General features: G+C 69.0%; 14 protein-coding genes and 2 pseudogenes. 6 read left to right on the top strand and 10 right to left on the bottom strand.

Features of this window, described 5'->3' with window-relative positions:
* The first annotated feature begins 315 nt into the window (after positions 1 to 315).
* Positions 316 to 591: a helix-turn-helix domain-containing protein gene (locus F8566_RS09690; protein WP_225993017.1), complete on the top strand. Its 276-nt coding sequence runs from the start codon at positions 316 to 318 to the stop codon at positions 589 to 591.
* 243 nt (positions 592 to 834) lie between these two features.
* On the opposite strand, the pseudogene F8566_RS52875 reads toward F8566_RS09690, so the two are convergent.
* Positions 835 to 990: pseudogene (locus F8566_RS52875) on the bottom strand (FGGY-family carbohydrate kinase); the annotation flags it as partial.
* Between the two features lie 493 nt (positions 991 to 1,483).
* Here F8566_RS52875 and F8566_RS09700 point away from each other — a divergent pair.
* The gene (locus tag F8566_RS09700; protein ID WP_192809604.1) at positions 1,484 to 2,563 is read left to right on the top strand and encodes a tyrosine-type recombinase/integrase; all 1,080 of its coding nucleotides are present in this window, start codon (positions 1,484 to 1,486) and stop codon (positions 2,561 to 2,563) included.
* Positions 2,564 to 2,612: 49 nt separating this feature from the next.
* On the opposite strand, the gene F8566_RS49740 is transcribed toward F8566_RS09700, so the two are convergent.
* The 4 genes and pseudogenes from F8566_RS49740 to F8566_RS09710 form a co-directional block, all read right to left on the bottom strand.
* Positions 2,613 to 2,762 carry a hypothetical protein gene (locus F8566_RS49740; protein ID WP_192809605.1) on the bottom strand — a complete coding sequence of 50 codons (150 nt, stop codon included), beginning with the start codon at positions 2,760 to 2,762 and terminating at the stop codon, positions 2,613 to 2,615.
* A 121-nt stretch (positions 2,763 to 2,883) separates the two neighbouring features.
* A complete protein-coding gene (locus F8566_RS09705) occupies positions 2,884 to 4,068 on the bottom strand; it encodes an FAD-dependent oxidoreductase (RefSeq protein ID WP_151559673.1) in 1,185 nt (394 codons plus the stop codon).
* Between the two features lie 199 nt (positions 4,069 to 4,267).
* A pseudogene (locus F8566_RS52880) lies at positions 4,268 to 4,702 on the bottom strand (terpene synthase family protein); the annotation flags it as partial.
* Positions 4,703 to 4,771: 69 nt separating this feature from the next.
* The gene (locus F8566_RS09710) at positions 4,772 to 5,209 is read right to left on the bottom strand and encodes a winged helix-turn-helix transcriptional regulator (RefSeq protein ID WP_151559675.1); all 438 of its coding nucleotides are present in this window, start codon (positions 5,207 to 5,209) and stop codon (positions 4,772 to 4,774) included.
* An 82-nt stretch (positions 5,210 to 5,291) separates the two neighbouring features.
* Here F8566_RS09710 and F8566_RS09715 point away from each other — a divergent pair, with 82 nt between their 5' ends.
* Complete coding sequence (locus tag F8566_RS09715; RefSeq protein ID WP_151559677.1) at positions 5,292 to 6,533, top strand: MFS transporter; 1,242 nt, start codon at positions 5,292 to 5,294, stop codon at positions 6,531 to 6,533.
* A gap of 200 nt (positions 6,534 to 6,733) precedes the next feature.
* Here F8566_RS09715 and F8566_RS09720 read toward each other — a convergent pair whose 3' ends face one another.
* Entirely contained in the window at positions 6,734 to 7,441 is a 708-nt protein-coding gene (locus F8566_RS09720) for a GntR family transcriptional regulator (protein WP_151559679.1), read from the bottom strand.
* An 83-nt stretch (positions 7,442 to 7,524) separates the two neighbouring features.
* Here F8566_RS09720 and deoC point away from each other — a divergent pair, with 83 nt between their 5' ends.
* Positions 7,525 to 8,244, top strand: coding sequence for a deoxyribose-phosphate aldolase (gene deoC, locus F8566_RS09725; RefSeq protein ID WP_225993018.1), 720 nt, complete (start codon positions 7,525 to 7,527; stop codon positions 8,242 to 8,244).
* 143 nt (positions 8,245 to 8,387) lie between these two features.
* Here deoC and F8566_RS09730 read toward each other — a convergent pair whose 3' ends face one another.
* Together F8566_RS09730 and F8566_RS09735 are read right to left on the bottom strand one after the other, a co-directional pair.
* Complete coding sequence (locus tag F8566_RS09730) at positions 8,388 to 9,572, bottom strand: MFS transporter (RefSeq protein WP_225993019.1); 1,185 nt, start codon at positions 9,570 to 9,572, stop codon at positions 8,388 to 8,390.
* A gap of 152 nt (positions 9,573 to 9,724) precedes the next feature.
* The gene (locus F8566_RS09735; RefSeq protein ID WP_151559683.1) at positions 9,725 to 10,069 is read right to left on the bottom strand and encodes a VOC family protein; all 345 of its coding nucleotides are present in this window, start codon (positions 10,067 to 10,069) and stop codon (positions 9,725 to 9,727) included.
* A 53-nt stretch (positions 10,070 to 10,122) separates the two neighbouring features.
* Between F8566_RS09735 and F8566_RS09740 the strand changes: the two genes are divergently transcribed.
* Positions 10,123 to 10,560 carry a MarR family winged helix-turn-helix transcriptional regulator gene (locus tag F8566_RS09740; protein ID WP_151559685.1) on the top strand — a complete coding sequence of 146 codons (438 nt, stop codon included), beginning with the start codon at positions 10,123 to 10,125 and terminating at the stop codon, positions 10,558 to 10,560.
* On the opposite strand, the gene F8566_RS52215 is transcribed toward F8566_RS09740, so the two are convergent.
* Positions 10,555 to 10,677, bottom strand: coding sequence for a hypothetical protein (locus F8566_RS52215; protein WP_264159299.1), 123 nt, complete (start codon positions 10,675 to 10,677; stop codon positions 10,555 to 10,557). The two genes, F8566_RS09740 and F8566_RS52215, sit on opposite strands and share 6 nt — an antisense overlap.
* Before the next feature lie 2 nt (positions 10,678 to 10,679).
* A complete protein-coding gene (locus F8566_RS09745) occupies positions 10,680 to 11,513 on the bottom strand; it encodes a dienelactone hydrolase family protein (protein WP_151559687.1) in 834 nt (277 codons plus the stop codon).
* A gap of 91 nt (positions 11,514 to 11,604) precedes the next feature.
* On the opposite strand from F8566_RS09745, the gene F8566_RS09750 reads away from it, so the two are divergent.
* Positions 11,605 to 12,576 carry a GlxA family transcriptional regulator gene (locus F8566_RS09750; protein WP_151559688.1) on the top strand — a complete coding sequence of 324 codons (972 nt, stop codon included), beginning with the start codon at positions 11,605 to 11,607 and terminating at the stop codon, positions 12,574 to 12,576.
* The last annotated feature ends 49 nt before the right edge of the window (positions 12,577 to 12,625 follow it).

Consider the following 12,625-nt stretch of genomic DNA (forward strand, 5'->3'; position numbering starts at 1 on the left):
TTCCATAGCGTCGTGGGATGAGGCGGCGGGCCGGTGCGCGGGCGGATCAGGGCTGGAGGAGGGCCTTGATGGCGCGGCGCTCGTCCATCGCCCGGTAGCCATCGGCGACCTGATCGAAAGGAAGTATGAGATCGAAGACCTGGCCCCGGGTCGATCCGGCCGGTCGGGATGCGGTCGATCACCGTAACCGTCTTTACCTGCGGTAGGAGCACTACGCCTTCCAGGTAACCGGCTCTTGGCGCGGGCAGCCAGACACCATCAAGGGGTGTACCGGCAGTACACCCCTACAACCGCAGGCAGCACGTACCGTCGAGGGTGGACAACCGTGACGAGGTCCGCGAGTTCCTGACCTCGCGGTGCGCAAAGATCACCCCCGAGCAGGCCGGGCTGCCCTCCGGTTCCCGGCGCCGGGTGCCGGGACTGCGCCGCAGCGAGGTCGCGGCCCTGGCCGACATGAGCGTGGAGTACTACGCCAATCTCGAACGTGGCAACCTCGCCGGCGTCTCCCCGGCCGTCCTGGAAGCCCTCGCCCGCGCCCTGCGGCTCGACTACGCCGAACGCGCCCGCCTGCTGAACTTGGAGGCGAGATGACGGTGACGCGGCTGCGCGACATCCCAGGCATCGGTGTGGACGCCGTCGACGATGCGGCCGACACCGTGGGCGACCCGGCTCGATCTGAACAACGTTGAACGCGGCGCCGTCGACCTCATGGCGGCGCACGACCCGGACCGCGCGTTCAATGGCGGCGGGAATGTCGGCGTACAGCCCGGAGCCGACCCCGGCCAGCAGGGCGGCGCCCCGGGCCCCTGCCTCTTCGGTGTCGGTGACCTCGATGGGGAGTCCCAGGGTGTCGGCCAACAGCTGGCTCCATACCTTGCTGCGGGTGCCTCCGCCGCACAGCCGCGCGGGCTCGGTGATGTCGAACCGCTCCCGGAGCGCGTCCACATGGAATCGGTGGTTGAACGCCACACCCTGGATGACGGCTCTCATCACGTCGTCCCTGGCTCGCCATACGGTGCGTTTGAGGTTCCTGGCAGGGCGCCGCCGACCGGGCACGTCACGTACCGGGCCCTGCGGCCAACCGCATCACGCGGAAATGACCGTCTGATTCCGCAACGGGACTTCACTCTTCAGATGGTCTCCGCCAACATCTGATCTTCAGGAGTCCCGCTGCTTTCTCAGCCGTTGACAAGGCCAAATCCCCTTGGCCACCCGGCCTTGGGAGAAGCCCCGCCGGGCGTCTAAGCTGGCGCCTCGTCACATCCTGCGGCTGGAAGGGACGATGCCGGTGGACGAGGGGGCCGCACCGGTCATGCCGCCGGCCCAACCCGACGGCCCGGCGGCCCTTGATGCGGACCGATCAGAGCCGCCACCGCTGCACGGAGTGGTGCTCAGCGCAGACCCCGCCACCGCTCCCGGCAGCGGCAATGGCACGACCGGTCCGGGGCAGCCGCGAGGCAAGACTGGGCAGGGGCCCGGTGTTGTGCCCGTGACACCGCCGGACGGGACGCTGGCGTGGCCCACCATGCCGCTGGCCGCCGACGCGCTGGCTAAGCTGGACGCTGACCTGGGCCAAGTGCAGGTCGCGCGATCGGGTGGCCGCCGCATCTATCGGCGCCGGATCGAACTGCTGGCCGAGGCATGCACGGCAGAGACCTTCGGGCTGGTGCTGGACTGGCTCAGCAGCACCCGCCGCGCCTCGGTGGCCACCAAACGCAACTACGTCGATGACCTCCGCCGCGTCTGGGCGCCGCTGGCCCGCGAACTCGGCCACGACGCCTTCGCCGTCGGCTGCCTGTCCCGCGAACACGTGCGGATGTGGCGGCTCCGCCAAGAAGGCGCCGGGGTGGCCCAGCGCAGCATCGCCCGCTACGTCGCGTGCCTGTCCTCCCTGCACGTCCACGCGGCCGGACGGCTGGACGCGCCGCTGATCAACCCGGTCACCGAGGACGACCGGCCGCGCATCCCCACCGGCAACACCGCCACCTCCACACCGGTGCTGGAGATCGACCAGGTACGCGCCGTGGCCGCCTGCGCACGCAGCGACCTGGACCTGCTGGTGGTCATGCTGCTGTACACCCTGGCCGGCCGGGTCACCGAGATCTGCGCCGCCGATGTCACCGACCTGGCCGTCGAAGGCGACCGCACCGTCCTGCGCCTGACCCGCAAGGGTGGAAAGCAGCGCGCTCTGCCGCTGCCTGACCGGTGCGCCCGGCTGCTGCGCCGCATGATCGGCGACCGCACGTCCGGGCCGCTGCTACTGGACGCGGCGGGGCGCCGCCTTGACCGGCACGACCTCGACCGGATCAGCACCCGGCTGGGACGCGCCGCCGCCGTCCTGCCCGATCGCGACCTCACCCCGCATGTCTGGCGCGCCTCCCGCATCACCCACATGCTCGACGCCGGTATCCCGCTCGCCGAGGTCCAGGAGTTCGCCGACCACGCCAACCCGGCCACCACCATCGGCTACTGGGAACGCCGCAACCGAGCCCAGCGCGCCACCGCCCATGTCGACCAGGCCATCACCGTCTTCGACGACCTCGACACCGCCCCACACCGGTAACAAGCCGCAAGAGTCCTCCAGCGTGATCGGGGGAGGAGGCACAGGATCATCACATCGTGCCGGCCCCGAGACCCGCTCCAGGCGCGGATGGATCGCAGGGCGCCCCGGTGTCACCGTGCCGTCCGCCGTCGGCGACCCGTTTGATCCCCACGTTCGTGCCCAGCGCGTACAGGACCAGCAGCGGGCGCTTGCGGATCACCTCGCGCGGGGTCGCCTCCCTGGTGGCGACCGTGTGTCAACGGCGCGCCAATCCTGGCTCCTGGAGCGACACCCGGGCCACGTTCGCTCCCGCCGTGGGGCGGAGGCGTGGTCCATCTCGTTCACGGAGCCGTCCACCCCACGATCGATCCACCTGCTCTGCCGAGGACCGCGCCAGGGGTAAGCCGCAGCAGCGTATTGCGGACGGGCTGCCGCCACCCGCCCTCGAGGTCGGCGCCGAATCTTGCCGCGACCGCCGAGAGCCGGGCCAGTTGCTGACACCTGGGCCGGCGGGCCTGATCAAACGTGGCCAGCGCGGTGGCCAGGTCACCTCCGTCGGCAACCGGTGCCCCGATGAGCCGCCCCACGCAGACCCCGTCCTCCAGTGCGGAGGATGCTCCCTGCCCCGAGGTGGGCAGCATGGCGTGGGCGGCGTCCCCCACCATGACGACCCGGCCGCGGGTGTAGGTCGCGAGAGCATCGGGCAGGTGGTGGACGTCGTGCCGCATGAGCCGATCCTCAGGGGTGGCGGCCACCAAGGCCCGGGCCCACGAGGGGTATCCAGCGAAACGCCGGCCCGCCGCGGCCGCCTCGTCCTCGAACACGGCTCCCTGTGCGTGCTGGAAATACCCGTACCAGTAGATCTCCTGCTCGCTGATCCGCACCGCGCCGAACTCTGCGCCAGGCCCCCAGACCTGCACGAGCCGCCCGTCGAAGTCGGTGTCCGCAACGACCGCCCGCCAGCTGGTGCTCCCGCTGTAGCGAGCCCGTATCTCGGGGAACAACCGCTCGCGGACCACACTCTGTACCCCGTCGGCGGCCACGACCAGCCCGGCTTGCCTGGTGTCCGTCCCAGCGGCGCCCCGCCAGCTCACCGTGGCGGCCGCACCGCCAGGATGGCCCGGCTGCAAGTCGGTGACCTCGGCGCCGGTGACCAACTCGACCCCGTCGGCGTCCTCGGCGGCCTGCCACAAAGCGGCATGCAGGCGCCCCCGGTGAACGCCCCAGATCGTGGTGGTCGCCCGTACCCGTGCAGTATCGGGCATCCGTATCAGCCAGCGCCCTGCCGGATCCTGGATGCCCGCACTGACGGTCTGCCACCCCGTGGCCCGCACCGCCTCCCCGACCCCCAGCGCGTCCAAGGCGGCCATCCCGTTACGGGTGATCGCCAATCCCGCTCCGACCTCCCCGAAAGCCGCTGCCCGCTCCAGTACCGTGACCGCCCAGCCCGCCCGGGCCAGCGACACCGCCGACGCGAACCCAGCGATCCCACCCCCCACCACGATCGCCGTCCGCCGCTCCGCCACCGGCCCCGCCTCCTCTTGACCAAGCGCCCGGTACCGGGCGCCGACACCAAAGTACTACGCGTTGTAGTACATGCCGATCCGGGTCCCGGGAAGCAGGAAAGGCCCGGGCATCCTGTCCATCCCCACGGGTCTTCACAAGAGGTCCACGGAGTGCGGCGCGCATCGGGTTGTGATCAATCTGCGGGATTCGCCGCTGTTGCGGAGCCCGGTCGATGGCGGGAACGACGTCGTCGGCGCTGAAGGTGGCCTCCCAGGCCCAGCCCATGAACAGCCGCCGCCAGGCTCGCTCCCAGCGGGCCTGCTGCAGCGGGGTGGCCCACTGCCCGACGTGACGGCGCATGTCCCGCAATCCCGCCAGCCACGGATCCGGGCTCGCCGAGGGAGCGCCCGGGGCGTCGATGACCTCGGCCGCCGGGCACATCGCGGCCAGCAGGTGTTGTGGGCACGACCCATTCCCACCCTTCTCCAGGGCGGCGTCGGCGCGCCGGGCCGCCGGGATCGGGCAGAAGAGCGGTGGGATGTCCAAAGCGGTGTGGGCCTGCCCGCAGGGGCGCGCTGTCGAATCGGTCAACTCGGGCGCCGCATCGTCCCTTGAGTCGGCTTCTCCGCACGCCCGCACGCTTGCCGGCGTCATTTCTGGAGGTCAACGCGACCACCACTGCGGGGCGCGGGAGGCGTTGCGAGGCCTGAAGGCGCCGAGGGGCTACTGGGTCTTCCGCACGTGGGTGGTGTCGGTGTCGAGGAGGGTGCCGTCGGCGCTGGTCGGCGCGATTTCCGGCACAGGGATGCCGTGCTGGTCGACAAGGGTGGAGTGTGTCTCGCCGGGGGCGAAGGCGTGACGTTCTCCCCACTGCCGCAGGGTGAGGATGACGGGGAAGAGGTCGCGGCCGGCGTCGGTGAGCACGTACTCCCGGCGACGGCCCGATGGTGCGGTGCGCTGGGCAAGGAGCCCGTGAGCGGTCAGCTTGCGAAGGCGATCGGTGAGGATGTTGCGGGCGATGCCGGTGCGTCGCTGGAACTCGGTGAACGATCGTGCCCCGTCCATCGCGTCGCGGATGACGAGAAGGCTCCACCTGTCGCCGATGAGGTCCAGTGTGCGCGCGACGGGGCAGTCGGGGTCGGTCCAGTCGGTGCTCGACATGACACCTCGTGATTGGTTGCGGATTGAAACCATCATGCCGTACGGTCCAATTGGTTGCAATCTGCTACTGATTGGGAGTGCGATGGACGTGTGGCGGCGGTGGCTGCTCGCAATGGTGTGCGGTGTCGCTGTGGCGAGCATTTATGCCGCGCAGCCGGTTCTGGAGCCGATGGGACGCGATCTTGGTGTGTCGGCAGAACTGTCTGGGTGGATCGTGGCGATCGGTCAGGTCGGCTACCTGGCAGGGCTGGTGCTGCTGGTGCCGCTCGGCGATGTGGTCGACAGGCGACGGCTCATCGCCGTGCACCTGGCGCTCACCGCAGTGGGCATGATCCTGACGGCCTTGGCGTCAACCGCATGGGTGGCGTTCGTGGGGCTCGCGGCGGCTGGGGTGTTCGCGGTCGTGGTGCAGACCACGGTGGCCTACGTCGCGTCGGTCTCGCCGCCTGCGGAACGCGGTCGGAACATTGGCGTCGTGACCTCGGGCGTTGTGGTCGGCATCCTGGGTGCGCGGGTCGTCACCGGCATACTCGCCGAGACATGGGGCTGGCGGAGCGTCTATGCCGTGCTCGCGGTGGCGTCACTCGGGCTCGCGGCCCTCGTCCTCGCCGTACTGCCGTCAGAGGAGCGCGCCAACCGACACAGGCGGGCCGTCATCTCACTCGGCGGACTGTTCGGGCAGCGCGTCTTCCTGACGCGCGGGCTCATCGCGTTCTTCCTGTTCGCATCGTTCGGAACCCTGTGGAGCGGACTGTCCCTGCCGCTGGCGGACAGGCCGTGGCAGCTGAACGAGAGCCAGATCGGACTGTTCGGCATCGCCGGACTCGCCGGCGCACTCGGCGCGGCACGCGCGGGACGGTGGGCGGACGCAGGACGGGCGGCCTCGGTCACCGGTCTCGCACTCATCCTGCTCATCCTCTCGTGGGCAGCGATAGCGCAGCTGCCGTGGTCACTGTGGCTCCTCATCGCCGGAATCGTGGTTCTCGACTTCGCAGTCCAGGCGGTGCATGTGAGCAACCAGCACCTGCTCACCGCCGCGCATCCGGATCGCACCAGCAGCATCATCGGCGCCTACATGGTCTTCTACTCGCTCGGCTCCGCCCTTGGCGCAGCCGCGACCACCGCCGTCTTCACCACCTACGGCTGGCAGGGCTCCAGCCTCCTCGGGGCCGGATTCGCGGCCTGCGCGCTGGCCGTATGGATCACCCACAGGCGACCGTCCCTCGACAGCGCGAACCTCCGATCCCAGAAACCAGGCACGCACCAGGCGCTGGCGGAAGCGCAAGGAGACGGCACGGCCAAGATCAACCAAATCACTTCCTGATGTGCGTGAACACCTCACGATTGCGATGTGGTGGTTGGAGCCATGCCGACCTGGAGTCGTTCGTGCGGAGGCGACGCCGATCGACACTTCGGAGCGGGTCGTCGACCCAGCCGCCTATGGCTGCGGCGAGTTTGAAAGCTCAGGCTGATCGACCAGCCGGTTGCCGGGTCGGCCAGGGTGGAATCGGTGGTCGAACGGCGTCACCCCGTTGGTGCGGGGGCGGCGACGGTGAAGTCGACCTTGAGTGCGTATCGGTCAGCCACGTAGCAGCTGATCGTGTATTCAAGGGGATCGCCGTGCTGGTCGAGGATGGAACGTGTCTCGACGAGCAGCGGTGTGGTGGGGGAGACGCCCAGTTCGGCGGCGTCGTCGTCTGCGGTGCGGGCAGTGAGAACGGACGAGCCGAGAGTGGGGTTGCGTCCGAGGCGGCGCAGCGTGGCGTGCAGGGAGTCGACCTCCAGGTCGGCGGTGAGCAGCGTGTCGAGGTCGGCGGGAAACGCGGCATGTTCCAGGGCGACAGGCAGGCCGTCAGCGAGCCGGACGCGGCTGATCGCGATCACGTCCTGAGGAGCCCCGGCTGGGTAGAGGTTGGCCCTCTCCTCTGGAGAAGCGGCGCGCCGCGCGGCGTACAGGACGCGGGAGGACGGTGTCCGGCCTGCGGCGAGGGTCTCGTCATGGAAGCTCAGAAGGGTGCCGACCGGGCGGGCGGGCGCGGCCTTGCGGACGAACGTGCCCTTCCCCGGGACGCGTTCGAGGCCGGCAAGGGCGGCGCGGACCGTCATCCTGGCGACGCCGAACTCCTTGGCCAGCTGAGGCTCTGAAGGCAGCAGGTCACCATCGGCGGCGGCGTCCAGCCTCGCCCGCAGCCGCTTCTCGATGCGCTCGTACAGCGGATGCGTCGTGGCCATGAACGCCCCTTGTCAATCGTGCGGTGTCACTGTGATGCTATACGTATAGGCTGTCTAGACAGGCTGCGAAAAGGAGTGCCGTTGTGTCCGTGAGCTCTATCGACGTTCCGCGCTATGACGGCGCACTGCCTTCGGTCCAGGAGGCGGCGAAGATGATCGACCATTCGCTGCTGCGGCCGGACCTGACGTTGGACGAGGTGCGGGCAGGGCTGACGACAGCACGGGAGTACCGCACGGCGTCGGTGTGCGTCCGGCCTTCCGACGTCGGGCTGGCCATAACGGAACTCGCCGGCTCAGAAGTCGCCGTCGGGACGGTCGTGGGTTTCCCGCACGGGAGCAGCAGTACGGCCACGAAGGTCTTCGAGACCGGTGAACTCGTCGCTCTGGGGGCCCAAGAGATCGACATGGTGATCGACATCGGTCGGTTGCGCTCGGGGGACATCGCCTTCGTCCAGGACGAGATCGCCGCCGTCGTGAGGGCAGCGCGTGGGCGCGCAGTGAAAGTGATCTTCGAGAACTGCTACCTGACCGACCGGCAGAAGACCGCCGGGTATGAGGCCGCGGAGAAGGCAGGCGCGGCCTACGTCAAGACCAGCACGGGGTTCGCGGACGGGGGAGCGACGGCCGCCGACATCGCTCTCATGCGGCGCACCGTGTCGGCGGCGGTAAAGGTCAAGGCGGCCGGCGGTGTCCGCACCCTGGACGCTCTCCTCGCCCTCCATGAGCTCGGCGCCACCCGGTTCGGAGCCACCGCCACCGCGACGATCCTCGACGACCTCGCCTCCCGCCTGGCCAACTCCTGACTCGGTGCGGAGTCGTCTCGATTCCGAGCTGACCAGGCCTGAAGGTAAGGCAGCCACCCTCCTGGCAGAATCCTTCTGGCAGCCACCCGGACCGGACTGCCATCGGCAAGCGGTGACGAGCTGAGAACAACAAGATCAGTCGCTCACGCGGCATCGCCTCCCGTTCTGCTGGGCGCACGAAAGCCTGAGGTCAGCGAGGCCTTTGCCGGGTCAGCCCTCGCCTCGGCGACGGTGACGATGGTGGCGAGCAAGGCCAGGACCGCAGCGGGAAGGCCGAGCAGGGTGACCGACAGCCAGTCTTGGGCCGGACCGCCGAGTCCACCACCCAACGCCACGCCCAGGTAGATCGCGGAGGAGTTGAGACCGAGGAGCACTGGTGCTGAGGCGGGCGCAAAGAGGACCAGCCGGTGTTGCTGGACCACCGAGGCCATTCCATCGGTCGCGCCCCAGATGGCAGCCCAGACGCATGCGACAACCAGGTGCCCGACCATGAGTGGGCTGATCGCGAGCAGCACGGCGCTGCCGGCGAGTGCCGCGACCGCGACCCTGAGCGCCGGAAGCCTGTCGGCGAGATGACCGGCGAAGAAGTTGCCGCCGAAGACTCCGACGCCCCAGACGAAAAGGATCATGGTGGCGGCCTGGGGAAACGATCCGGTCGTGGCGCCTTCGGTCACCGCGCCGATGTAGGTGTAGACGGTGTAATGGCCGGCCATCACCAGCAGCGTCACGACCAAGATGGTGAGGACCTTGGGTTGGCGCAGTGGAGCCAGGCGGGCCGTAAGGCTTGTCGCCGGCAGCACGACCTTGGGCAACGCCACCGAGATGCCGATCGCCGCAACGATGCCAAGGGCGGCGACGGCCCAGAGTGTGAGGCGCCAGTCGATACCGCCGATCAAGTTGCCCAGGGGCATGCCCAGCGCGGTCGACAAGGTCAATCCACCGATGACCAGCGCCATGGCACGCCCTCGCCGTTCGGGAGGCGTGATTGCGACGGCTGCGCTCGACGCTGTGGCGGTGATGGTGGCCGCACCGGCTGCGGTGAGAATCCGCGCCGGCAATGCCAGGGTGTAGGTCGGGCTGAGGGCGGTGACGACGTTGCCGACGATGAACACGATCAGTGCGAGCTGCAGCGCCGTCCGGCGGTCCAGTGGGCTCAGCAGCCAACTCAAGACCGGCGCGGCGACGGCCAGCGTCAGTGCGAACACGGTCACCAGCTGGCCGGCTGCCGGGACGCTGACTTCAAGGTCGGCGGCAATGTCGGGCAGAAGACCGGCTATCACGAACGCGTCCGTGCCGACCGCGAAGGTCGCCAGCGCCAGCGGCAGCAACGGTCTCACGAGAGGGCCGGATGCGCTCGGTTCTGCCGGGCCGGGTCCCTCCGGTTTTGGCGGGCCGGATGCCTTCGGTCCTGGCGGGCCGGATGCCTTCGGTCCTGGCGGGCCGGATGCCTCCGGTTCTGGCCCGCTGGTCTCGGTGCGATTCACTGCTGGTCTCCGGCCTGTTGGGACAGGCTGAACTCCACGCCCTGATCATCTGTGCAGTGGGCGTAGGCCCCGGAGGGGATGCTGACCGGATCTTCTGCCGTGCCGCCCAGTTCGCGCACCCGAGCGACGGCGGCGGTGATGTCGTCGACGGCGAAGAAGATGCGCGGGTGCCGTGACGAGTCGTCGTGCGGCGATCCGCCCATGGGCTCGGGCCCCTGGATCATCGAGTAGCCCGGGACGTTGCCCTCGTAGAACGTCCAACCGAACAGCGAGCCCCAGAACCGCCGCGTTGCCCCGATGTCGCTGCTCGGCAGCTCAAAGTATGTGACCTGTCCACTCATGACCGTCCTCCTATGTCAGCTTGCTGACATAGAGCGTATGTCAGAATGCTGACATGGAGCAAGAAGAGACCGTTGGCGACCTTGATCAGTCGGTGGGCTACGTCCTCAAGCAGGTGCAAGCCTCGCTGCACACCGGGATGGATGAGGTGCTGCGTCCACTGGGTCTCACCGTCGCCCAATACGCATGCCTCGAACTGCTCGGCCAGCATCCGGGCCTGTCCAACTCCGAACTCGCCCGCCGTGCCTTCGTCACCCGCCAGTCGATGAACCTCGTACTCCGCCGGCTACAGGAGCGGGGCCTGCTCACCAGGCCTGATCACGCCGCTCATGGGCGGGCGCTGCCGACCGAGCTCACCCGAGCCGGAGAAGCGACGCTACGCAAGGCCAGCGTCGCCGTGCGCGCCGTCGAACAGCAGCTGTTCTCCCCGTTGTCCCCGGCGCAGCAGCGTCGGCTACGCGATGACCTAGCCCGTGTTCTCAAGCGGTCATAGCCACTCGTTGAAGGCTGCGATGCGAATGGTGGCCCGGGAGCGGGCGGCGAGCTTGGCGGCTACGACCCGCTCGCGTTCGAGCCGGGCCGACCAGGTGGGCGAGCCCACGGTCGCCATGCTCAGGTGCTGGGCTTCGGCGGGGTCAAGCGGTCGGCCAGGAAGGCGAGGATCTCGTCCCGGGCCTTGAGCGTGGGATGTCCGTCCTGGTCGACGAGGTGGGCGGTGACCACGCTGTGGGGAGTTTCGACCACGTCCCTGAAGAACGGGGGCGGGTTGGTGTTGGCGGAGCCGCCTGGAAGGACGCGGCCGTCGAAGGCGTCGCCGAGGAGTGACTGATAGGCGGCGAAGCGCTGGCCGGTGCACCAGCGGTCATTGTCGAAGCGGTAGGCGAGAACGGTCAGCCCATCGCGCGCGATGCGGTCTCGGACCGCGCGCGCGTCCTCCTCACTGATCTCGAGTCCGGCTGGGTCGTCCAGTGGCAATGACGGGTGGTTGACCACTGGCGCGATGACGGCCGGCTCGAGCGTCATGGTGAGGGCGAAGTTGCCGGTGAAGCACAGCCCGATCGCGCCGATTCCCGGACCGCCGCATTCGGCGTGGGCTTGGCGCGCCAGCCCGCGCAGCCACGCCGCGACGGGGCTGGTGCCTCCACCGGCGAACGCACGGAACTCGGCACTGACACATGCGCGACGGACGATCTTCTCGCCGCTCTCGGCCGTGGGATAGGCACCGTCGACCCCGAAGAGCGAAGGGACGTAGACGGTGAAACCCGCAGCCCGGATCCAGCGCGCCAGCCGGAGGACGTCAGGGCTGATGCCGGGCATCTCCGGCATCAAGACGACGGCCGGCCCGGAACCCGCGGTGTAGACCGTCTTCATCACCCCGTCCACGTCCACGAGCCGGCGGGAGAAGTCTGTGATCGCGTCGTCAAGGCGTCCATCGGCAGCGCTCATGGTGACAAGCGTGGACCGGCGTGCCGCACGTGGCGATCGGCCAGATCGCCATATATAGGGGTAATCTCGCCAGAGGTGTGGGGAGGCGAGCGTGAGCGCGCTGCGGGTTGGTGTCCTGGCCTATCCAGGCTGCTTCGCGTCCGAGGTGTTCGGCGTACCTGATCTGCTGACGATGGCCACGCACGTGGCCGGCCCAGACCATGCCGGGTACGAGGTGTCGATCGTTTCGCCTCGTCGTCGCGTCGTCGCCTCGGGTGGGTCGGCATTGGCCGTCTCTCCGCTGCGCGAGGTCGACGTCCTTGTCGTGCCGGGATTCGACCTCGCGCCGGGTCTCGACGTGGACGCCAGGCTCACCTCTCTCACCCCCGAAGTCGCCGTGATCCGTTCACACGCAGCCGCGGGCAACGCCGTCGTCTCGATCTGCGTCGGTGCGTTCCTGCTCGCCGAGGCCGGACTGCTCAACCGGCGCCGGGCCACGACGGCATGGCTCCACGCGGACGAGTTGGCTCGACGCTGCCCGGACGCCGATGTCCAACCCGAACGTCTGGTCGTCACCGACACCGGTGTGACGACCACGGCCGCCTTCAGCGCCATGTACGACTTCGCGCTGGAACTGATCCGCGAGCACAGCGGTGCCGGTGTGGCACGGACGACCGCACGGGTGGCGCTCGTCGACGATGCGCGCTCATCCCAGACCCCGTACGTTGACGCTCGACTTCTTCCACAGCCCGGAAACACGTTCTCCCGCAGGGTCATGCGCTGGCTCGACCAGAACCTCGCCGCCCGATACGACCTCGCCGCGCTGTCGGACACGTTCAACGTCAGCACTCGGACGCTGCTGCGGCGGTTCGCAGATGAGACCGGCCAGAGCCCGCTCGAATACCTGCAGTCGTCGCGCATCCGTCGCGCTCGCCACCTCCTTGAGACCACCGACCGAACCGTCGCCAGCATCTCCACCGCGGTCGGGTACAGGGACTCCGGAACCTTCGCCGCTCTCTTCGCCAAGCACACCGGACGACGCCCGAGGGACTACCGCGCAACCTTCCGGCGGGGCACCACGTGAACGGAGACCTTCTCCACGGCCTGCCCGCTGAACGGGGTCATGTGCGCTG

The organism is Actinomadura rudentiformis, assembly GCF_008923185.1.
Classification (GTDB): Bacteria; Actinomycetota; Actinomycetes; order Streptosporangiales; family Streptosporangiaceae; genus Spirillospora; species Spirillospora rudentiformis.

Excerpts from the sequence above, each read along its gene's own strand:
- F8566_RS09715 (WP_151559677.1), top strand. The coding sequence starts at position 5,292 with ATGGACGTGTGGCGGCGGTGGCTGCTCGCAATGGTGTGCGGTGTCGCT.
- F8566_RS09710 (WP_151559675.1), bottom strand. The coding sequence starts at position 5,209 with ATGTCGAGCACCGACTGGACCGACCCCGACTGCCCCGTCGCGCGCACA.
- F8566_RS09745 (WP_151559687.1), bottom strand. The coding sequence starts at position 11,513 with ATGAGCGCTGCCGATGGACGCCTTGACGACGCGATCACAGACTTCTCC.
- F8566_RS09740 (WP_151559685.1), top strand. The coding sequence starts at position 10,123 with ATGGAGCAAGAAGAGACCGTTGGCGACCTTGATCAGTCGGTGGGCTAC.
- F8566_RS09735 (WP_151559683.1), bottom strand. The coding sequence starts at position 10,069 with ATGAGTGGACAGGTCACATACTTTGAGCTGCCGAGCAGCGACATCGGG.
- F8566_RS52215 (WP_264159299.1), bottom strand. The coding sequence starts at position 10,677 with ATGGCGACCGTGGGCTCGCCCACCTGGTCGGCCCGGCTCGAACGCGAG.
- F8566_RS09720 (WP_151559679.1), bottom strand. The coding sequence starts at position 7,441 with ATGGCCACGACGCATCCGCTGTACGAGCGCATCGAGAAGCGGCTGCGG.